Raw genomic sequence first — 19863 nt, 5'->3', positions numbered from 1 at the left:
GCTCAACGACTCCAATTAGGCGCGATGTTGTTTGATGAGGTCGATAAAATGATCAAAAAGTGGCGCGGCATCATGCGGCCCTGGGCTTGCCTCTGGGTGCCCTTGGAAACTAAATGCGGGTTTATCCGTGCGATGAATACCTTGTAAGCTACCATCAAACAAAGACACATGGGTCGCGCGCAGCGTCTCTGGCAGGCTGTCTTTATCGGCCGCAAAGCCATGGTTTTGGCTGGTGATCATCACCACACCACGCTCCAAATCTTTGACCGGATGGTTAGCCCCGTGATGACCAAACTTCATCTTAATTGTGTTCGCCCCACTGGCGAGGGCTAATATTTGATGGCCAAGACAAATGCCAAACAAAGGCAAGCCTTCTGACAAAAACGTGCGCGTCGCTTCAATCGCGTAATCACACGGCGCCGGATCGCCAGGGCCATTGGATAAGAAAACCCCATCCGGGCTCATCGCTAACACCTCTTCCGCTGGCGTGGTCGCGGGCACGACCGTCAAGCGACAGCCACGGTCAACTAACATGCGCAAAATATTGCGTTTAGCACCAAAGTCATAGGCCACCACGTGATACGGCAACTCACCTTCTACGGCAGCCTCGGGCAAGCCTTGATGAAGCTGCCAAGAGCCTTGTGTCCAGCGGTAGCTTTCTTTGGTGGTCACTTCTTTGGCGAGATCCATTCCCTTCAAGCCAGGAAAGTCCTGCGCTTTCGCGAGCGCCAAGGCCTCATCCACACTGTCACCGGCTACAATACAGCCGTTCTGCGCGCCCTTCTCTCGCAACAAGCGCGTGAGTTTCCGCGTATCGATATCGGCAATACCGAGAATGCTGTGCTGTTTGAGGTAATCAGAAAGGGATTGTTGATTGCGGAAGTTGCTGGCTAACAGGGGAAGATCACGAATGACGAGGCCTTGGGCATGAACTTGGCTAGATTCTTCGTCTTCGGAGTTGGTGCCGGTGTTGCCAATATGAGGATAGGTGAGTGTCACAATCTGACGGGAATAAGAGGGGTCGGTTAATATTTCTTGGTACCCCGTCATCGAGGTATTGAAAACCACTTCTCCCACCGCGGTGCCATCAGCGCCGATTGGGGTACCGTGGAACACTGTCCCATCTTCTAGGACTAAGAGCGCAGACTTGCTCAAGACAACCTCCAGTTATATAGAAATGCACTTTTTACGACTAACGTTGCATTCACGTATTCCATCTAAGATCAAAACTCACGTCAAGCTGAATTTTGACAAATTGCGCGCATTCTAGGGATGCACAGGGGGACTGTCAATCAAAGCGCGTGATTTTTCTTTATTTTATTCGCCACTCATAAAAAAACGGCCGCCAAAGCGCTATAACAACAAGCCTCACCCATGAATTACGGATAAAAAACGCGCAAAAGGCACGCTTAATGTGTTTTTCATCAACACCTTTTTACCCTTATCAGAAAAGGTAAATTAGCAAACGTTTACTCATGCAACAAAAGCATGCATAAGGGCTATCTGTCACCATAATGACAACAAACACAAGATTAGTGGTAATAATGTCTGAACCAGAAAGGCAACCGACAGAGGAAGAGGGAAAAGCAGAAAAAAACATCGCGCCGAGGCGCGATGAATAATTATTTAAGATTGAGGACGTCTTGCATCGTGTATAAACCACGTTGATGCTGATTGAGCCAAACCGCAGCTCGTACGGCGCCTTTGGCAAAGGTGTTTCGATTAGACGCCTTGTGAGTAATTTCTACACGCTCGCCAATATCGGCAAACATCGCCGTATGCTCGCCAACAATGTCACCTGCTCGAAGCGTGGCAAAGCCAATTTCATCTTTGCTTCGCTCTCCGGTGATCCCTTCACGCGCATAAACCGCCACATCGCTAAGTTTATTTCCCATTGCGCCGGCAATGGCTTCACCCATACCGAGTGCGGTACCAGATGGTGCATCAACTTTATGACGGTGGTGCGCTTCAACAATTTCAATGTCGCACTCTTCTCCCATCACTTGGGCTGCCTGCTCTAACAACTTGAAGACAAGATTGACACCAACACTGTAATTCGGGGCCATCACCATGGCTGTCGAAGCCGCCGCTTCTTCAATGGTTTGCTTTTGCGAGTCATCAAACCCTGTCGTACCTATGACCAACTGCTTGCCTTGTGCTTGGCATAACGTCAGGTTGGCCAGGGTCGCAGCAGGGGCGGTGAAATCAATGACCACATCGAAGTCGTCACTCACTTTCGCTAAATCGTCCACCACATTAACGCCTAACCGGCCAATGCCCGCGAGCTCTCCCGCATCGGTACCGACTAAGCTGGATTCCGGTCTTTCGCTCGCGGCCCCTAAAGTGGCACCTGGATACTGTGAAACCGCTTGGATAAGGTTGCGACCCATGCGCCCAGCCGCGCCTGCTATGGCAATACGTACCATGATTTTCCCCTTTGTCACTATGCCAGTTCACTGGCTCCTTCTTGGTAGCCAATCACTCTAGCGCGTTCCTTGGCACTTGTATATTGGCGAAAAAAAGGGAAGCACATGCTCCCCTCGCCGTCTTGAACATCACCCTAGGTGACTTCTCGAATTTGCAACTCTTTAGGCACTTCAAAAAACATGTTTTCTTCACGCCCTGCGAGATTATCAACATGGGTGGCACCCAGCTGCTTGATTCGCTCGATAATTTGATCCACTAACTCTTCTGGTGCCGACGCACCGGCCGTGATCCCGACCGTCTGCTTGCCTTCAAACCAGGCCGGATCGATATCTTCCGCCGTATCGGTTAAATAACCTGGCGTACCGAGTTTTTCGGATAACTCGCGCAGACGGTTTGAGTTGGAGCTGTTTTTTGACCCAACCACCACCATCACATCACAGCTTTGCGCTAAATCGCGCACTGCGTCTTGGCGGTTCTGGGTGGCATAACAAATGTCGTCTTTACGTGGTCCTTGGATGTTAGGAAACACCTTACGCAAGGTATCAATCACATCCGCGGTTTCATCGACCGACAGGGTGGTTTGGCTCACATAGTGCAAGTTATCAGGATCGCTCACCTTCAAGGTATACACATCCTCTGGGGTTTCGACCAAATACATGCCGCCGGTTTCACTGGCGTATTGCCCCATGGTGCCTTCCACTTCAGGGTGGCCGGCATGGCCGATCAATACCACTTCCATGTTCTTACGGCTGGCACGCGCGACTTCCATATGCACCTTGGTCACTAGTGGGCAGGTCGCATCAAACACGGTTAACTGACGCGACTTGGCCTCATTGCGCACGGCCTGAGACACGCCGTGGGCGGAGAAAATCACAATACTGTCATCAGGCACTTCGCTGATCTGCTCAACAAAAATCGCCCCACGCTGCTTTAAGCCTTCCACCACAAAGCGGTTATGCACCACTTCATGACGGACATAAATGGGGGGTTGATAGATTTCTAGCGCGCGCTCAACAATACTGATGGCACGGTCAACCCCTGCGCAAAAGCCACGGGGATTGGCAAGTAAGATCTTCATGTGTCCGCCTTTATTGCACACTTATAATTTCAACATCAAAAATGACGGTTTTCCCAGCCAGCGGGTGGTTAAAATCAACCGTGACGGAATCGCCCGTCACTGCCGTCACAATCCCCGGGATCTCCTGTCCTTGCGGCCCACTAAAGGCAATGATCGCCCCTTCTTCTGCGGGCGTTTCTCCACCAAAGTGACGGCGATCCATGTGATGGATATTATCCGGATTAGGCTGGCCGAATGCATCCTCTGGTGCCAAGGTGAAGCTGCTCGACTCCCCTTCTTTTAAACCAAGAAGGCAAGTTTCAAAGTTTTCCGTCAAGCTACCGTCGCCCATCACCAGCTTCGCCGGTTTACCCGCATTATGGGTGGTATCGGCAACCGAACCATCTTCCAGTTTGATGGTAAAGTGCATAATGACTTCGCTAGACGCTGTGATTGCTTTCATGATTCATCCTTTTAGACAGTCGCGGTTTTGCTGATAGATACGCATCATCCTTGTTTGGTCGATGACTGGCCTTGACGAAAACTATCTAAGATTATCAATGCAGCGCCCAAACATATCGCCGAATCGGCGAGATTAAACGCTGGCCAGTGCGAACTTCCGAGATAAAAATCAAGGAAATCAATCACATAGCCATGCACAAGACGATCAAACAAATTACCCAGTGCGCCACCAATGATCATCGCATAGGCAATATTGATCATGCGTTTGCTGGCCGGTGTTCCCCGCATCCAATACGCCAATAATCCGCTCACCCCCAGTGCAATCGCACTGAACAGCCAACGCTGCCAACCGCCGGCATCACTTAAAAAACTAAACGCCGCGCCGTGGTTGTGCACGTATGTAAGATTGAAAAAAGGCAGCACTTCAATCCGATTCGCAAACCCGTATTCCATGGTTTGCATCACCAGCCACTTGCTGCCGATATCGAGAGCAAAGACCAGCGGCGCTAGCCAAAGCCAGCGCCATCCTGATTGTGAGAGGGAAAGAGTCTGCATCACGCAAATTGGCGAGTTTCGCCTTCTCCTGCAATATTGGTCACACAACGGCCACAGATCTCTTCATGACCCGCAATGGTGCCAACATCAGCGACATGGTGCCAACAGCGCTCACACTTAGCCGCGCTTGATGCCGCCACGTCCACAGCCAAGCCGTCGAGTTCAGTCTGTGTTGCGGAATCAGGAGCATCTCCCGCGATCACGGTCGCTTTCGAGGTCAACAGCACAAAGCGAAGTTCGTCGCCCATCAAGCGCAGCTTCTCGGCAAAGTCTGTTGGTGCATAAAGCGTGACTTCCGCTTCTAATGAACCGCCGATGACTTTTTCATTCCGGGCTTGCTCTAGGGTTTTGTTCACTGCACCGCGAACATCGAGCAATTTCGCCCAGAACGCCTGATTCAGCACAGCCTGCTGTTCTAAGTCAAACAAGCCGTCATACCAGACTTCGGTGAAGACAAACTTGTTTCGCTCGCCGGGCATTTCATTCCAGATCTCATCCGCGGTAAATGACATAATCGGTGCCATCCAGCGTACCAGTGCTTCCACGATGTGGAACAGCGCCGTTTGACAGCTGCGGTGCGCATGGCTGCCTGCTTTGGCTGTGTACTGACGATCCTTGATGATATCGAGGTAGAACGAGCCCATTTCAATCGAGCAGAACTGCATCAAACGCTGAGTCACTTGGTGGAAGTTACAGGCATCATACGCGGCAGTGATCTCTTGCTGCGCTTCGAGGGCGCGGCTGACGGCCCAGCGATCGACCGCCACCAAATCGTCTGGAGCAACCAAGTCAGTTTTAGGGTCAAAACCGTGTAGGTTAGCCAGCAAGAAGCGCGAGGTATTACGGATACGACGATAAGCATCAGCACTGCGCTTGAGAATTTCATCCGACACACTGATCTCACCCGTATAATCGGTTGATGCCACCCACAAACGGAGAATATCGGCACCCAGCTTATTCATCACATCTTGCGGCATGATGGTATTTCCCAACGACTTCGACATCTTGCGGCCATTACCGTCGACGGTGAAGCCATGGGTGAGTACACGGCGGTATGGGGCTTTGTCTTTAATTGCCACCGACGTCATCAGTGATGACTGGAACCAGCCACGGTGTTGATCCGAGCCTTCCAAATACATATCGGCTTCTTGACCGTTAAACTCGTCACGCTGATTAACCACAGCATAGTGCGTCGCGCCAGAGTCAAACCACACATCCAGGGTATCCAAGACTTTCTCGTACTGATCAGCGTCATCGCCCAACAGTTCATTCAGATCTAAGTCCCACCACGCTTGAATACCGGCTTTCTCTACGCGCTGAGCCACCTGCTCAATCAGGTTAAGCGTATCAGGATGAAGCTCTGAGGTTTCTTTATGAACGAACAGGGCAATAGGCACGCCCCAAGTGCGCTGGCGCGAAATACACCAGTCTGGACGCCCTTCCACCATTGACTCAATGCGGCTTTGTCCCCAGTCAGGGATCCATTCAACGTTCTTGATCTCTTGCAGCGCTTTATCTCGCAGCCCCGCTTTGTCCATGGCAATGAACCATTGCGGCGTGGCACGGAAGATGATCGGTGTTTTGTGGCGCCAGCAATGCGGGTAGCTGTGCTCATACGCGTGATGATGCAATAAGGCACCGTGCGTTTTCAGCGCTTCAATCACGCTGTCGTTGGCTTTAAACACGTGTTGACCAGCAAACAGCGGCGTGTCGGGCAGATACACACCATTGCTGCCAACCGGGTTAGCTACTTCGAGATCGTATTTTTGACCGACCACAAAGTCTTCTTGACCATGACCTGGCGCCGTGTGAACCACACCGGTACCCGATTCAGTGGTAACGTGATCGCCTAGGATAACTGGCACATCAAAGTCATAAAAAGGGTGTTGAACACGTTGAAGCTCCAACGCTTCACCTTTACAGAAACCAAGGTTGTGATAGTGCTCAATACCCGCGCGATCCATCACATCTTTTGCCAGCTCTGCGGCAAGGATCAAGCGCTGTGGCTGGTCACCTTCCACTTGCACCAAGACGTATTCCAAGTCTGCCGCAACGGCGACCGCACGGTTCGCTGGCAAAGTCCAAGGCGTCGTGGTCCAGATCACCGCGGATACTGGGCCTTCGCCTTGGTGATCGCCCGCTAGGGTAAATACGTTCAATAACGCCTGCTCATCAACCGCGCGGAAAGTCACGTCAATCGACGGTGATGTTTTATCTTGGTACTCAACTTCGGCTTCCGCGAGCGCCGAACCACAGTCTGTACACCAATGCACGGGCTTGAAGCCTTTGTGCAAATGACCATTGCCTGCAATTTTACCCAGTGCTCGAATAATATTGGCTTCGGTATTAAAGTCCATGGTCAGGTAAGGCTTATCCCACTCACCTAATACGCCAAGCCGTTTGAAGTCAGCTTTTTGACCTTCTACTTGCTTGGCCGCGTATTCACGACATTTTTCCCGGAACTCGGCGGTAGAGATTTTCTGACCCGGCTTACCAACTTTTTTCTCTACCATCAATTCGATAGGTAGACCATGGCAGTCCCAGCCAGGGACGTACGGTGCGTCATAGTCCGCCAGCGTTTTCGATTTAATAATAATGTCTTTGAGAATTTTATTAACAGAGTGACCAATGTGAATATTGCCGTTCGCGTACGGAGGACCGTCATGCAAAATAAATGTTTTTTTGCCTTTCTTCGCTTGACGGATTGCACCGTAAAGATCTTCATCGTACCAACGCTTGAGCATATCAGGCTCGCGCTTAGCAAGATTACCTCGCATCGGAAACGCGGTTTCCGGCAGGTTTAAGGTATCTTTGTAGTCACTCATTGATTATTGATTCCGTATGGAGGTTACACTCTAGACATTATTGGCATCAGCCAGCCACGCACGCGCGGCTGATGCATCTCGTTGAATTTGCATTTTTAACGCGTCTACTGACGCAAATTTGGTCTCGTCACGCAACTTATGTAACAAGCTTACTTCAAGCTGTTTGCCGTATAAGTCGAGCGTGTGATCAAAAAGGTGTACTTCGAGTTGCTGGTGCGTGCCGTTTACCGTAGGACGGTGCCCTACATTCGCCACCCCAGGCAATGATTGCCCATCGATGGCCACCGTTACCGCATAGACACCAGAAACAGGTGAAACGCGACGTTTAAGCAACACATTTGCAGTAGGAAAACCAATCGTCCGCCCTAGCTTGCGACCGTGGGCAACCCGGCCACAAATACTGTAAGGACGCCCAAGCATATCGGCCGCCACTTGCATCTTTCCGGCGGAAAGTGCATCACGAATGGCCGTGCTACTCACACGCCGGTCGCTCACACAAAAGCTCTCGGTACTGACAACCGCAAAGTCATGCTCTTGTCCGGCTTGTTTTAAGCGCGAAAAGTCGCCAGTTCGCTTAAGGCCAAAGCGAAAGTCGTCACCCACAACCAGAAACTTAACACCCAATTGATTGACCAACAAGCGGTCCACAAAGGCATCAGGGCTCATGGCGGCGAATGCCGGGGTAAAACTCACGCACAACAGCCTGTCGACGCCCAGTTTGGCAAGCTGGGTGTATTTGTCCCGCAATCGCGATAAACGGGCAGGCGCTTGCTCTCCGAGAAATAACTCGAGCGGTTGCGGCTCGAACAGCATGACGGTCGCAGGCAAGTCAAGGGCTCTGGCCTTCTCAACGACTTGACGCAAAACAGCCTGGTGGCCGAGGTGGACACCATCGAAATTCCCGATGGTCAGTACACAGCCTCGGTGTTGCGCCCGGATGTTGTGGATGCCTCGAATTAATTCCATCGCCTGCTGACTATTTGAACTATTAAAACTGGCGGATTATATACTAGTCAGCGCTGGCAATCAGCCCTGGATTGATAATCCGCGCGCTCTATCATCCACGATGACGAATATCACTCACCCGTACACCGAGCAACAGGGCGGTGACAAGATAAAGCGCGCCGCCTCCCACAATAAGGCTGGCTAACGTTAAGCTTCGAGATAACAAGGACATCGACACCCACTGAGACAACGCAGGCATCACCAGGTACAAACCGGCGATCATCACCCCCACAGCCAACACGAGTTTGCTAATAAATCCGACGGTTGCCCGCGATAATTGATAAATGCCTTGGCGGTGTAATCCTTGATAGAGCAGGCCAGCGTTAATCAACGCAGACAGTGCGGTGGCTATGGCCAGCCCGACATAACTAAACAAGTAAGCAAAAATGGCGTTGAAAACCATGTTACTCGCCATCGCTATCACACCATACTTTACGGGCGTTTTGGTGTCTTGGCGGGCGTAGTAACCAGGCGCAAGGACCTTGATCACCATAAAATTGACCAAGCCACAGGCATAAGCCATCAACGATAAACTCGCCGCTTCTACGTCAGGGACGCCAAATTCACCACGCATAAAGAGCACCATCAACATCGGTTGGGCAAGCACGATCAAACCCGCCATCGCTGGGATCCCAAGGAGCAACACCATACGCACCCCCCAATCCATGGTGGCAGAAAATTGCTGAGGCGATTGGTCAACATGCTTTTTCGATAGCGCCGGCAAGATCACGGTGGCAATGGCAATACCAAACAGGCCGAGCGGAAATTCAAGCAAGCGATCAGAGTAATACAGCCAACTGATCGACCCAGTCATCAAGAAACTGGCAATAAAGGTATCGAATAATAGGTTAATTTGGCTCACCGAAACCCCGAAAAGCGCGGGAATCATCAGCTGGCGTATTTTCACTACCCCAGGATGCTGCCAGCCCCACTTAGGTTTTACCAGCATGCCTTCTTGAGAGAGGAAAGGCAGTTGAAATAAAAGCTGAACCGCGCCCCCAATAAAGACACCAATCGCCAAACCTATTTCAGGTTGGGCAAGATGCGGGGAGATCCCTATCGCCGCTGCGATAATGGCGATATTCAAAAAAACAGGGGTAAAGCTCGACACCGCAAATTTATTGAGGGTGTTAAGTATCGCCCCAGATAAAGCCACAAAGGTAATAAACCATAAGTAAGGGAAGGTAATTTTGAGCATCAAGCTCGCCAACTCAAACTTGGCACCGTCAGGCCGGCCCTCGAGCCAATCAACGAACCAACCTGTACCAAACAGCGCCGCTAGGACGGGCGAACCGACCACCCCGAGCAAGGTGACAAGAGTGACCAAGCCACCTAAGGTGCCCACCACATTGGCGACCAGTTCACGCGAGTGCGCGCGTGTGTCATCATCTTTATCTCGCGCTTGATATTCAGTTAATACGGGCACAAACGCTTGCGAGAAGGCGCCTTCTGCGAACAAACGACGCAAAAAGTTCGGAATTTTGTTGGCGAAAAAGAACACATCGGCGGCGGCGCCTGCCCCCATCAAGTTCGCGATCACCACATCACGGACCAGCCCTAAAACACGGGACACCAAAGTCATGGTGCTCACGATGAGCCCAGAGCGTAAAAGTCGCTTACTCACGGTTACCTCTTGAAAACACGTGCCCAATGCGCGTCACTGTCGCACCTTCATTGTTTCTTTCCGCTGTCACGTTATCGCTGACATCGATAAGAAATGGAAATATAGGTGACGTCGGGGCTGAAATGCTGATAGAATCAGCCGCCATATTAACTGTGATAACCCCGCAGCGCCAACACATCGTTGGAGCGGCGGATCTTTGCACAAATGAATTGACAATAGAGGTAAAAAGAGGCATAGTCCTCCGCCTTGAAATGTCACCGAACAAAAAGATTTGGGAGTTAGACCCTTGGCGAATATCAAATCTGCTAAGAAGCGTGCGATCCAGTCTGAGAAGCGTCGCCAGCACAACGCAAGCCGTCGCTCTATGATGCGCACTTATATGAAGAAAACTGCTTCAGCTATCGCTGCAGGCGACAAAGAAGCAGCAACTGCTGCTTTTGCACAAGTTCAGCCTATTCTTGATCGTTCAGCCACCAAAGGCCTGATCCACAAGAACAAAGCAGCTCGTTACAAAGCAGCATTCGCAGCACAAATCAAAGCGCTGTAATTTTGCTCTTTGCAAAGAGATAAAAAAAACCGGCTTCGGCCGGTTTTTTTATTGCTTAAGGGTTGGGTGAATCCACGGTTTCCTTACAATACAGATCATGTAGTAACTGGATAACCGCCTCGACTTCATCACTTTTTAGCGAGTAATACACGGTTTGCGCTTCTTTACGCGTGGCCACCAGGCCATCTTTTCGAAGCCAAGCAAGGTGTTGAGACAGCGCCGACTGGCTTAAAGGCACTCGCTCCACCAGCTGCCCAACCGACAACTCTCCTTGCAGTAGATAACACAGAATGAACAGGCGTTTCTCGTTGGCCATGGCCTTGAGCAGGTTTACCGCCTTCGGCCCATTCTGCTGCATGCGGGCTAAATCCATTCAACTTCCATCACTCATTAATACTCATTGCCACGAGTCTAGCACGATCTTTATGCCAATCTGTAACTAAACAAATAAGCGGCTGTAATCTGCCTCACAAATCCGCTTGACCGCCGGATGCTGGATCATTCGCTCGGCGAAGATCACATAGTACTCTTCTTTGACCGCACTCAACTCGACAATTTGTACGGCTTGCCCGAGGCGCGTCACTTCCTCGGCATAGGTGGTGGGCGCAATGAATAACGCCTGATGACTAATGCCAAATGCTTTCATCAGTGCAGAGTCATCAAACTCACCCAGTATGTTGGGCACGATGCCTTGTTGATCAAACCACTGTGTGAGTTTTCGTCCCATAGCGGTCGCTTTGCTCGGCATCAATATTTTTTGCGTGGCAAGACGGATAGGTAGCGGCACATCGGGGGGCTCTGCGGGATTAGAGGAATACAAACTCATGCTACTCTCACCAAGCTTGACGCTAAATAACCCCGCCTGTTGCGTGGAATCGACTGGGCAGTCGGACAAGATCATATCCAATTTATGCTGAGAGAGCTGTTCGAGTAGCATCTCGTGCGTCGATTCAAAGCAACGTAGGTGGATGGCATTATCGTTCGGGATAGCATGAAGCAAGATTTGACTGATCAAACGCTTAGATAAGGCATCAGCCACCCCTACATCAAATAAGATGTTTTCTTGTTGGCTATAGTTAACAATATCCAGCATCTCATAACTCAAGCCAAACATACGGTCCGCATATTGAAAAACGAGCTGACCCAGTTCGGTGGGCTCAACATAACGGCCATTGCGTTTAGTAAGCTTGCCATTTAAGCGCTGTTCCAGCGCTCGGATTTGCCCTGTCACAGTTTGTGGTGTTAAACAAAGTTTGTCCGCCCCTTGGGTGATCGAACCTTGCTTGCAGACCATCCAGAAATAATAGAGGTGGTTGTAGTTTAGGTGAGCCATGCTGATTGATAAAAAAACGCCAGACGAGCAGCTTACGCTGCCCCTCTGGCGCCTTCAAGTTTCATGCTCGTTTTAGTCTTTCACATCATCTTTATCGAGCGGCTTTCTCACCCGCTCTCCAGCACGATGCTCTAACGCACGCTCTGAAAAGCTCGACCCATTTTCGGCTTTATCTGTGTCGTTTAATGAGGCCGTCATCGCTTTTCCATCTGCCACGCCCGCTAAGTAGGCTTGGCACACGTCGCTGTTATCCTTTTCTCCGTGGCAGTACATCTCTTGGTTCGCCGCCATGGCAGAGCCAGAGACGGCAACCAGGCTAGTAATCAATGCTAGTGTCGCCTTCTTCATACTCGTCTCCTTGTTCATCAGCAAGCGCGCTGGCTGGGGGCAATGCAAAGTGCAAGACCGCATAACCAATCACCGCGGCCAAGGTTGATCCTATCAAGATCCCCAGCCGAGAGAGTGTGACGAACTCGCCATTCACACCGACAAAGGCCAGTGACGAGATAAAAATAGACATGGTAAAACCAATACCACAAAGCACTGACACCGCGAAGATATGGGTAAAATTCACACGTGCTGGTAATTTAGCAATGCCGAGTTTCACCGCTGCCCAGCTAAAGCTAAAGATACCCAAAGGCTTACCAATCAGCAGACCCAATGCAATACCTAACGGCAACATTTCGGTTAAGTTTGCCAAAGAGACGCCATCCAAAGACACCCCGGCATTCGCAAAGGCGAAGATAGGCAGGATCAAATACGACACATAAGGATGGAGGGCGTGCTCCATTTTTTTCAACGGTGATGGGTCATCATCCGTTTTTCCTTTCAGTGGGATGGCAAAGCCAAGCACGACACCGGCGAGGGTCGCGTGAACACCTGACTGTAAAACACTGAACCACAGCACCAAACCAACCACCACATACGCGGTGATACTGGTGACCTTGCGCATGTTCATCGCCACCAAGACTAAGGTAGCAGCAAACGCACTGGCTAACGCAACCACTGACAGATCACTGCTGTAAAACAGCGCGATGATCACTATGACCCCAAGATCGTCAATAATCGCCAGTGCGAGCAAGAAGACCTTTAGCGCCAACGGTACACGATTACCCAGCAATGCCAAGACACCGAGGGCAAAGGCAATATCGGTCGCGGCCGGGATCGCCCACCCCGATACCGCGAGAGGGTCACCCCAGTTAAAGGCTAAATAGACCAATGCGGGGGCGAGCATCCCACCAATGGCGGCGACCGCCGGGAAGGTCGCTTTGTCTTTCGAGTTTAAGGCACCTTGCACCAACTCACGCTTCACTTCCAAACCAATCAGCAGGAAAAAAATCACCATCAAGCCATCGTTGATCCAATGACCAACCGATAAACCGGCTATATAGGTATGAAGGGTGCTGTCATATAAAGGCTGTAGATCCGAGTTCGCTACGAACATCGCCAATACCGCCGCAATAATCAGCACAATACCTCCTGCGGATTCCATTTTCAGAAACTGACGAATGACATCAGTCATTTAAGCACTCCATACAAAAAAAGTGGATTTCCGTAGTCTAGTCAGCCAGACCACTTTTAGAAAAATCGTTTGTTCTGATAGTAAACATCGGAAAAACCGATATCAAAACTAACTTACCATTGATTTATTCGCAGTCTAATCTTTTTTATCCTTGCTAACCGCCCAGTGTCTAGCATAGTGTCAACGTGCGCCTCCCTGTTACATTTTTCCACGGATTTTTTTACGGCACCGAACGGGCACAAATAATACTTAAAATCAGCAAGCTAACTGGCGCGAATTCCACTGATAACCTCGTCCAGATCGGATTTTCAAACCACTGCAGTATTTGTGTCATATTTCTGAAATATTACCTTCTTACTATCGCCGCAGATTTTTGCTTTGACACTAAACTGACATAGAACTGTCACGGAGATATCTTATGACTCCCCATGCTACAGCGGTAGAGGCAACCCAGAGCTCCTCAAATTGGTTCCGTTGGACCAAGCTTGCCGTCATGCTTTACCTCCTACTGGTGGCCGTTGCCATGGTAGGAAGCGGCTTTAAATGGGCCGTCGGCGACGAAGCAAAGACGCTCTTCGCGTTCGCTTCTCATCCCGTAGCTGGCTTAATGATTGGTATTGTTGCTACCGCATTGATCCAATCGTCAAGCACAGTCACCTCTATTATAGTTGGCTTAGTCGCAGGTGGCCTCCCCGTTGAAGCCGCGATTCCAATGGTCATGGGGGCAAACGTAGGCACCTCGGTCACTAACACGATCGTGAGCCTTGGGCATGCCCGCTGTAAAGTGGAGTTTAGTCGCGCATTTAGTTGCGCCACCGTCCATGATTTCTTCAACCTTTTTGCCGTTGCTATCTTCCTGCCATTAGAGATGGCGTTCGGTTTGCTGAACAAGATTTCCGAGTGGTTGGTTTCACCGCTGACGCAAGCCAGTGACATGAGCATTAAAGGTTTGAACTTTGTTAAGCCGCTGACAAAACCCGTGGTTAACGCGGTACAATCACCGCTTGAAGCCGCCCTGCCTGGTAACATTGGTGGCGCTATCATGATTGTCATGGGGATTGCTGCCATCGTGATTGCGATTACCATCATGGGCAAAGTGATGAAAAAGCTGATGGTCGGTCGTGCCAAAGACATGCTGAAGAACGCCATTGGTCGTGGTCCACTGCACGGTATTTTCTCAGGCTCTGTGGTCACTGTTTTGGTGCAGTCTTCATCGACAACCACCAGCTTAATGGTGCCGCTAGTCGGCTCAGGGGTGCTAAAAGTCCGTGACATCTACCCCTTCACCTTAGGCGCCAACATTGGGACTTGTATTACCGCCCTACTCGCCGCCACGGCGGTTACCGGTGAATTCGCGGTCTTTGCCCTACAAATCGCGTTGGTGCACTTAAGCTTCAACATCTTGGCGACGACGCTGATTTTCGGTATTCCGTTCTTGCGTGAATTGCCGCTCAAAGGGGCCGACTGGTTAGGCCAATTGGCAGCCAAATCAAAAGCGGCGGTACTGGCTTACATCAGCCTCGTCTTTGTGATTGTTCCAGGAAGCATTGTGCTGTTGTCACAGTGATGGGTTGACCTCCCGCCCAAGCGCAAAAAACCACCGCCCGTGCGGTGGTTTTTTATTGGAGACACCAAAGTAAGTCAGATAAAGATGTCGCGATATGACACGTGAATCCGATAAGACGTCACTAAATGGCTATCGGTGCTTTAATCGTTGGGTGCGGCTCGTACCCTTCAATCTCAAAGTCATCAATTTGATAATCAAAAATAGACGCCGGTTTACGTTTGATCACCAAGCGAGGTAGTGCACGCGGTTCACGTTTTAGTTGCTCGTAAACAATCTCGTCGGTTAAATGATTATGATAAAGGTGCACGTCTCCAAAGGTATGGACAAAATCGCCCACCGCTAAATCGCATTGTTGCGCAATCATATGAGTGAAAAGCGCATAGCTGGCAATGTTAAACGGCACACCCAAGAAGTAATCGGCGCTGCGCTGATAAAGCTGGCATGAAAGCTTGCCATCAGCCACGTAGAACTGGAACAAGCAATGGCAAGGCGCCAAGGCCATCTTGCCTTGTTCGGCGTTCTCGGTTGGGCTTATCGACTCATCAGGCAAATCAGCAGGGTTCCAAGCGGTAATGATATGACGACGTGAATTAGGTTTCGTTTTAATTTGCTCGATCAGTTGTTCGATTTGATCCACCGTCGAGCCATCAGGACACGCCCACGAGCGCCACTGCGCGCCATAAACGGGGCCAAGGTCACCGCTTTCAGTCGCCCACTCATCCCAGATACGCACCTTATTTTCTTGTAAATAATGAACGTTAGTATCGCCGTTAAGGAACCACAAAAGCTCATGGATAATGGCACGCGTGTAGAGCTTTTTGGTGGTCAGTAACGGAAAGCCAGCGGCAAGGTCAAACCGCAGTTGCCGACCAAACACTGACCGTGTTCCCACGCCCGTGCGATCGCCTCTATCCGTCCCATTATCGAGAATATCCTGCATCAAAGCCTGATACTGCTTCATAGTGTTTCCTATCATTGGCCAAACGAACAAAAGGCACCGCTGAGGTGCCTTGATGGTTTACTTACTATAACCGATTCGCGCTATTCGGTCACTTGGCGGATTGACGCTGGTACGCCCATCCGATCATCACTGCCCCTGCAATAATCATGGGTAATGACAACAGTTGTCCCATACTGAAAATGCCGGCAAACAAGCCTAGGTGCGCATCTGGCTCACGGAAATATTCCACAATAAAGCGGAACGTCCCGTAGCCAGCCAAGAAAAGCCCTGATACTGCGCCCATCGGGCGTGGCTTTTTGATGTAGAGGTTGAGGATCACAAACAGGGCGACACCTTCTAGCGCAAACTCATAGAGCTGTGAGGGGTGCCGCGGCCAAGGGCCACCACTTGGGAATACCATCGCCCACGGGACATCAGTCACCCGTCCCCAAAGTTCACCATTTATAAAATTCCCTAGACGACCTGCGCCCAATCCAAACGGTACCAGCGGCGCGATAAAGTCAGCAACAGTAAAAAAGTGACGCTGAGTTTTACGCGCGTACCACGCCATGGCGGTGATCACACCCAGCAAGCCCCCGTGGAAGGACATGCCACCTGTCCACACTTTGAATAAAAACAGCGGATCGGCAATAAAGGCATCAAATTGATAAAATAGGACATAGCCAATGCGTCCCCCGAGCACGACGCCCAAAAAGCCAGCAAAAAGGAGATCGCTGACTTCTTCTTTGCTCCAACCGCTATTCGGTTTGGCCGCACGATGATTCGCAAGCCACAAGGCGAACACAAAGCCAAGTAAATACATTAAACCGTACCAACGCACGGCTACCGGACCAAGTTCAAATAAGATGGGGTCGATTGACGGAAAGGTAATGTAGCCTTCGGCCATGAATGGGATCCTTTATTTCAACAACATGCTGGCGCCGACAATAACAAGAAAGACGGCAAAAATACGTTTTATTTGCGCAGTGGGTAGCCTCACCGCCAGTTGAGCACCGACCCGTGTCATCAATACCGACGTTGACACGACGCCGAGCAACGCAGGCAAATACAAATATCCGACACTGAGCGCGGGCAAGGGTTCCGTTTGACGCCAGCCCAACCACATAAAACTCATCATGCCACCCAGCGCCAACACCGCGCCCCCCGCCGAGGCACTGCCAATGGCTTGGTGCATACTCACTCCGCGCCAATGCAGGTATGGGACGGTAAACGAGCCGCCCCCGATCCCCGCCAAGCTAGAAAGTGTTCCGATCAGCGTGCCCGCAAAGGACAGTCGCAGCCAATGCGGTAAAGGACGCGCGCGATAGGGACGCCGATTGAGCAACATTTGTAGCGCCATGGCGAGCACTATCACGCCAAACAGGCGGGGCAACCAATCGTGTGGCAGCCGATCCGCAAGCCCTGCCCCCAAGATGCCGCCCAGCATCATGCCAGGGACGAGCGCTTTAACCGCCTCAAGGTGAACATTCCCCAGACGAAAATGGCGCCAAGCAGAGGCACTCGACGTCAGTACAATGGTCGCGAGCGAGGTAGCGAGCGCAATAGGCATCACCACGGTGGGCGCAATACCGAACACGGGGAGGAGAAAGGTCAGCGCAGGCACGACGACCAACCCGCCACCAATTCCCAGAAGACCAGACAACGTCCCCACGCAGGCCCCCAGCAGCATACACACTACAAAAAGTAGGGCCGTTAAGCTGGTTATCATCGCAGCTGTCCGACTTTGACCAACGCCTCTAACCCTTGCGCAGCCAGAAAGGCTTCAGTAGCAGCGCGGATCTCGTCTGGATGATCCAGGGTTAGCATCTGCTTGGCCTGCGTGACTAAATGCGCGTGCGGTAAACGGCTTAGCAAATACTTAATCTTGGCCACGTTGCGGGTATTCATACTGAGCTGGTGATACCCCAACCCCACCAGCAAAGACGCCCCCACCGGATCGCCGGCTAGTTCTCCACACACACTAACCGGAAGCTGATGACGGGTTCCCACAGCGGCAATCGACGCTAATGCGTGTAATACCGAGGGGTGCAGCGCATCAAAAATATCAGCCACGCGCGCATTGTTGCGATCGACCGCTAATAGATATTGAGTGAGATCATTGGTGCCGACTGAAAGAAAATCGACATCGCGCGCAATGTTATCGAGCTGATAAAGAATAGAGGGAACTTCAACCATGATCCCCAATAAAGGGATATTGATACTTTGCCCAGCTTGGTGTGCCTCCTGGCTGACCTCTTGATAAGCACGGCTAATCAACGCCTTGGCTTCCAATAACTCGTTACGCCCGGAGATCATCGGCAGCAACAGCTTAAGATTGTTAAAACCAATACTGGCACGCAACATGGCGCGAACTTGAATCAAGAAGATATCCGGGTGGTCGAGGGTAAAACGGATCCCGCGCCAGCCTAAAAACGGGTTGTCCTCTTCAACACTTAAATACGGTAATGGTTTATCGCCGCCAATATCTAAGGTGCGCATCACCACAGGTTTATCAGGGTAACTGGCAAGAATCGCACGGTATTGTTTAACCTGCTCGTCTTCAGACGGAAAACGGCGCTGCATCAGAAACGGCACTTCCGTACGAAAGAGCCCAACACCGTCAACGCCCTGATTGATTGCAATCTGGCTATCGGCGCTTAAGCCGGCGTTTAAGTGAACTTCAATACGCGTGCCATCCTGAGTATGTCCTGGTGCCGCAAGTGCCGTCTCAAACGTAGACTGTAGGCTCGCTTCCTCTTGCACGAGGTGCTGGTATTCATTGATCAATGCCTCAGCGGGCTCGATCATCAACACCCCTTTGTGGCCATCGAGGATCACGGTTTTTTGATGAAGCTTAGCGGGCGAAAAGCTGACGCCCATCACCGCCGGGATCCCCAACGCACGCGCCAAGATCGCCGCGTGTGAGTTCGCCGCCCCTTCTTCCGCCACCACACCAGTGAGCAACGCGCGAGGAATGGACGCTAACATGCCCGCCGTTAGCTCTCGCGCCAACAGCACAATGGGTGTCGAAACCGGTGGTGGACTCCCCGCTGGCGCAATTAAAAAGTAAAGCAGCCGCTGTCCTAACTCTTTCACATCGCCCGCTCGGGCTTTTAGGTAAGGATCATCCATCGCGGCAAAACGGGCAGAAAAGGCTTCAACCGTTTGTCTCACCGCCCAAGTGGCGGCATCCCCTTGTTGGACCCGTACTGTCATGTCTTCACGCAGCATAGGATCGTTAAGCAGATGAACAAACAAATCAAAAATCGCCAGCGCGTCTTTTTGCAGCTCTTTATCAAAGCGTTTACGCAAACGGCGAAACTCGGTACTGGCATCGTCAATCGCCGCGTCCAGTCTGTCGAGTTCACCTTGTGTATCTAGGTGGCAAGCAGGCGCCACCTCTTCAAGCCGCGGTTGAGAGTCATCACACCATGCTTGTGCGATCCCAATGCCCGGCGACGCAGGCATTCCCTCTAGCAACACCGGAGACGGCGCTCCCTGCCAGCCACCTTGGGCATCGGCATGCGCAAACACCACGGCCAACTGCGCGGCTAAGGTCACGAGAAAGGACTCTTCGCTCTCATCAAACTGGCGGGGTTGATGTTGTTGCACCACCAGCACACCCAACACCTTTTTGCGATAAATGATGGGCGTGCCAAGAAAGGATTGAAAGGCATCTTCGCCGGTGGAGGGGAAGGGTTTGAACGCGGGGTGCTTACGCGCGTGCGCCAAATTTAAAGGCTCAGCACGCTGACCCACCACACCGACCAAACCCTCGCCAAATGCCATCGACACTTGTGCACAAGGGTCGAGGCCTTGTGTTGCCATAAGCTCAAACTGTTGGTGTTCAGCATTGGCAAGATAAACGGAGCAGCACTCGGTACGCATCGCCACGCAAGTTTGTTGCACCAAGGTGTGTAACGCCTGCTCAAGATCTGAAGACGCCGCCACACTTTGCACAATATTCCTTAACTGCGTGAGCACCCAATCTCTCCTTAC

The 19863-nt window shown here is 51.3% G+C and carries 18 protein-coding genes; 2 read left to right on the top strand and 16 right to left on the bottom strand.

Going from position 1 to position 19863, the window contains the following annotated elements:
* Positions 1 to 15: 15 nt before the first annotated feature.
* The 8 genes from carA to murJ form a co-directional block, all read right to left on the bottom strand.
* On the bottom strand, positions 16 to 1155 hold the full coding sequence (carA, locus tag EHW56_RS12995) for a glutamine-hydrolyzing carbamoyl-phosphate synthase small subunit (protein ID WP_152796355.1): 1140 nt from the start codon (positions 1153 to 1155) through the stop codon (positions 16 to 18).
* A gap of 467 nt (positions 1156 to 1622) precedes the next feature.
* Positions 1623 to 2426: a 4-hydroxy-tetrahydrodipicolinate reductase gene (gene dapB / locus EHW56_RS12990; RefSeq protein ID WP_046075107.1), complete on the bottom strand. Its 804-nt coding sequence runs from the start codon at positions 2424 to 2426 to the stop codon at positions 1623 to 1625.
* A 134-nt stretch (positions 2427 to 2560) separates the two neighbouring features.
* Positions 2561 to 3505: a 4-hydroxy-3-methylbut-2-enyl diphosphate reductase gene (gene ispH, locus EHW56_RS12985; protein WP_152796357.1), complete on the bottom strand. Its 945-nt coding sequence runs from the start codon at positions 3503 to 3505 to the stop codon at positions 2561 to 2563.
* Positions 3506 to 3515: 10 nt separating this feature from the next.
* Complete coding sequence (fkpB, locus tag EHW56_RS12980) at positions 3516 to 3947, bottom strand: FKBP-type peptidyl-prolyl cis-trans isomerase (RefSeq protein WP_046075105.1); 432 nt, start codon at positions 3945 to 3947, stop codon at positions 3516 to 3518.
* Between the two features lie 44 nt (positions 3948 to 3991).
* Positions 3992 to 4501, bottom strand: a complete 510-nt coding sequence (lspA, locus tag EHW56_RS12975; protein ID WP_046075104.1) for a signal peptidase II — start codon at positions 4499 to 4501, stop codon at positions 3992 to 3994.
* Positions 4501 to 7326 carry an isoleucine--tRNA ligase gene (gene ileS / locus EHW56_RS12970; RefSeq protein ID WP_152799904.1) on the bottom strand — a complete coding sequence of 942 codons (2826 nt, stop codon included), beginning with the start codon at positions 7324 to 7326 and terminating at the stop codon, positions 4501 to 4503. The genes lspA and ileS overlap by 1 nt, the downstream gene beginning before the upstream one ends.
* 30 nt (positions 7327 to 7356) lie before the next feature.
* Complete coding sequence (gene ribF, locus EHW56_RS12965; RefSeq protein WP_046075102.1) at positions 7357 to 8292, bottom strand: bifunctional riboflavin kinase/FAD synthetase; 936 nt, start codon at positions 8290 to 8292, stop codon at positions 7357 to 7359.
* A gap of 91 nt (positions 8293 to 8383) precedes the next feature.
* On the bottom strand, positions 8384 to 9955 hold the full coding sequence (murJ, locus tag EHW56_RS12960; protein WP_077578304.1) for a murein biosynthesis integral membrane protein MurJ: 1572 nt from the start codon (positions 9953 to 9955) through the stop codon (positions 8384 to 8386).
* A 286-nt stretch (positions 9956 to 10241) separates the two neighbouring features.
* On the opposite strand from murJ, the gene rpsT reads away from it, so the two are divergent.
* Positions 10242 to 10502, top strand: a complete 261-nt coding sequence (rpsT, locus tag EHW56_RS12955; RefSeq protein WP_046075100.1) for a 30S ribosomal protein S20 — start codon at positions 10242 to 10244, stop codon at positions 10500 to 10502.
* A 55-nt stretch (positions 10503 to 10557) separates the two neighbouring features.
* Here the strand turns inward: rpsT and EHW56_RS12950 are convergent, their stop codons facing one another.
* The 4 genes from EHW56_RS12950 to nhaA form a co-directional block, all read right to left on the bottom strand.
* Positions 10558 to 10875 (bottom strand): metalloregulator ArsR/SmtB family transcription factor, encoded by a 318-nt coding sequence (locus EHW56_RS12950; RefSeq protein WP_046075099.1) that lies wholly within the window; start codon positions 10873 to 10875, stop codon positions 10558 to 10560.
* Between the two features lie 66 nt (positions 10876 to 10941).
* The gene (gene nhaR, locus EHW56_RS12945; protein WP_046075098.1) at positions 10942 to 11835 is read right to left on the bottom strand and encodes a transcriptional activator NhaR; all 894 of its coding nucleotides are present in this window, start codon (positions 11833 to 11835) and stop codon (positions 10942 to 10944) included.
* A 72-nt stretch (positions 11836 to 11907) separates the two neighbouring features.
* Positions 11908 to 12183 (bottom strand): hypothetical protein, encoded by a 276-nt coding sequence (locus EHW56_RS12940; RefSeq protein WP_077606480.1) that lies wholly within the window; start codon positions 12181 to 12183, stop codon positions 11908 to 11910.
* Complete coding sequence (gene nhaA / locus EHW56_RS12935; RefSeq protein WP_152799906.1) at positions 12152 to 13357, bottom strand: Na+/H+ antiporter NhaA; 1206 nt, start codon at positions 13355 to 13357, stop codon at positions 12152 to 12154. The genes EHW56_RS12940 and nhaA overlap by 32 nt, the downstream gene beginning before the upstream one ends.
* A gap of 418 nt (positions 13358 to 13775) precedes the next feature.
* On the opposite strand from nhaA, the gene EHW56_RS12930 reads away from it, so the two are divergent.
* Complete coding sequence (locus tag EHW56_RS12930) at positions 13776 to 14924, top strand: Na/Pi symporter (RefSeq protein WP_152796362.1); 1149 nt, start codon at positions 13776 to 13778, stop codon at positions 14922 to 14924.
* A 121-nt stretch (positions 14925 to 15045) separates the two neighbouring features.
* Here EHW56_RS12930 and EHW56_RS12925 read toward each other — a convergent pair whose 3' ends face one another.
* The 4 genes from EHW56_RS12925 to ptsP all read right to left on the bottom strand — a co-directional run bounded on the left by EHW56_RS12925 (position 15046) and on the right by ptsP (position 19848).
* Positions 15046 to 15885, bottom strand: a complete 840-nt coding sequence (locus EHW56_RS12925) for a thymidylate synthase (protein ID WP_152799908.1) — start codon at positions 15883 to 15885, stop codon at positions 15046 to 15048.
* A gap of 88 nt (positions 15886 to 15973) precedes the next feature.
* Positions 15974 to 16771 (bottom strand): prolipoprotein diacylglyceryl transferase, encoded by a 798-nt coding sequence (lgt, locus tag EHW56_RS12920; protein WP_077578301.1) that lies wholly within the window; start codon positions 16769 to 16771, stop codon positions 15974 to 15976.
* A 12-nt stretch (positions 16772 to 16783) separates the two neighbouring features.
* Positions 16784 to 17590, bottom strand: a complete 807-nt coding sequence (locus tag EHW56_RS12915; RefSeq protein ID WP_370517163.1) for a sulfite exporter TauE/SafE family protein — start codon at positions 17588 to 17590, stop codon at positions 16784 to 16786.
* Complete coding sequence (ptsP, locus tag EHW56_RS12910) at positions 17590 to 19848, bottom strand: phosphoenolpyruvate--protein phosphotransferase (protein WP_172970045.1); 2259 nt, start codon at positions 19846 to 19848, stop codon at positions 17590 to 17592. Before ptsP ends, EHW56_RS12915 begins: the two co-directional genes overlap by 1 nt.
* Between the last annotated feature and the right edge of the window lie 15 nt (positions 19849 to 19863).

The organism is Salinivibrio sp. VGrn1, assembly GCF_009377995.1.
Classification (GTDB): Bacteria; Pseudomonadota; Gammaproteobacteria; order Enterobacterales; family Vibrionaceae; genus Salinivibrio; species Salinivibrio siamensis.
The sequence above is the reverse complement of the archived record's forward strand: the minus strand, read 5'-3'. Positions and strand labels throughout refer to the sequence as shown.

Excerpts from the sequence above, each read along its gene's own strand:
- dapB (WP_046075107.1), bottom strand. The coding sequence starts at position 2,426 with ATGGTACGTATTGCCATAGCAGGCGCGGCTGGGCGCATGGGTCGCAAC.
- ispH (WP_152796357.1), bottom strand. The coding sequence starts at position 3,505 with ATGAAGATCTTACTTGCCAATCCCCGTGGCTTTTGCGCAGGGGTTGAC.
- fkpB (WP_046075105.1), bottom strand. The coding sequence starts at position 3,947 with ATGAAAGCAATCACAGCGTCTAGCGAAGTCATTATGCACTTTACCATC.
- lspA (WP_046075104.1), bottom strand. The coding sequence starts at position 4,501 with ATGCAGACTCTTTCCCTCTCACAATCAGGATGGCGCTGGCTTTGGCTA.
- ileS (WP_152799904.1), bottom strand. The coding sequence starts at position 7,326 with ATGAGTGACTACAAAGATACCTTAAACCTGCCGGAAACCGCGTTTCCG.
- ribF (WP_046075102.1), bottom strand. The coding sequence starts at position 8,292 with ATGGAATTAATTCGAGGCATCCACAACATCCGGGCGCAACACCGAGGC.
- EHW56_RS12950 (WP_046075099.1), bottom strand. The coding sequence starts at position 10,875 with ATGGATTTAGCCCGCATGCAGCAGAATGGGCCGAAGGCGGTAAACCTG.
- nhaR (WP_046075098.1), bottom strand. The coding sequence starts at position 11,835 with ATGGCTCACCTAAACTACAACCACCTCTATTATTTCTGGATGGTCTGC.
- EHW56_RS12940 (WP_077606480.1), bottom strand. The coding sequence starts at position 12,183 with ATGAAGAAGGCGACACTAGCATTGATTACTAGCCTGGTTGCCGTCTCT.
- nhaA (WP_152799906.1), bottom strand. The coding sequence starts at position 13,357 with ATGACTGATGTCATTCGTCAGTTTCTGAAAATGGAATCCGCAGGAGGT.
- EHW56_RS12930 (WP_152796362.1), top strand. The coding sequence starts at position 13,776 with ATGACTCCCCATGCTACAGCGGTAGAGGCAACCCAGAGCTCCTCAAAT.
- EHW56_RS12925 (WP_152799908.1), bottom strand. The coding sequence starts at position 15,885 with ATGAAGCAGTATCAGGCTTTGATGCAGGATATTCTCGATAATGGGACG.
- lgt (WP_077578301.1), bottom strand. The coding sequence starts at position 16,771 with ATGGCCGAAGGCTACATTACCTTTCCGTCAATCGACCCCATCTTATTT.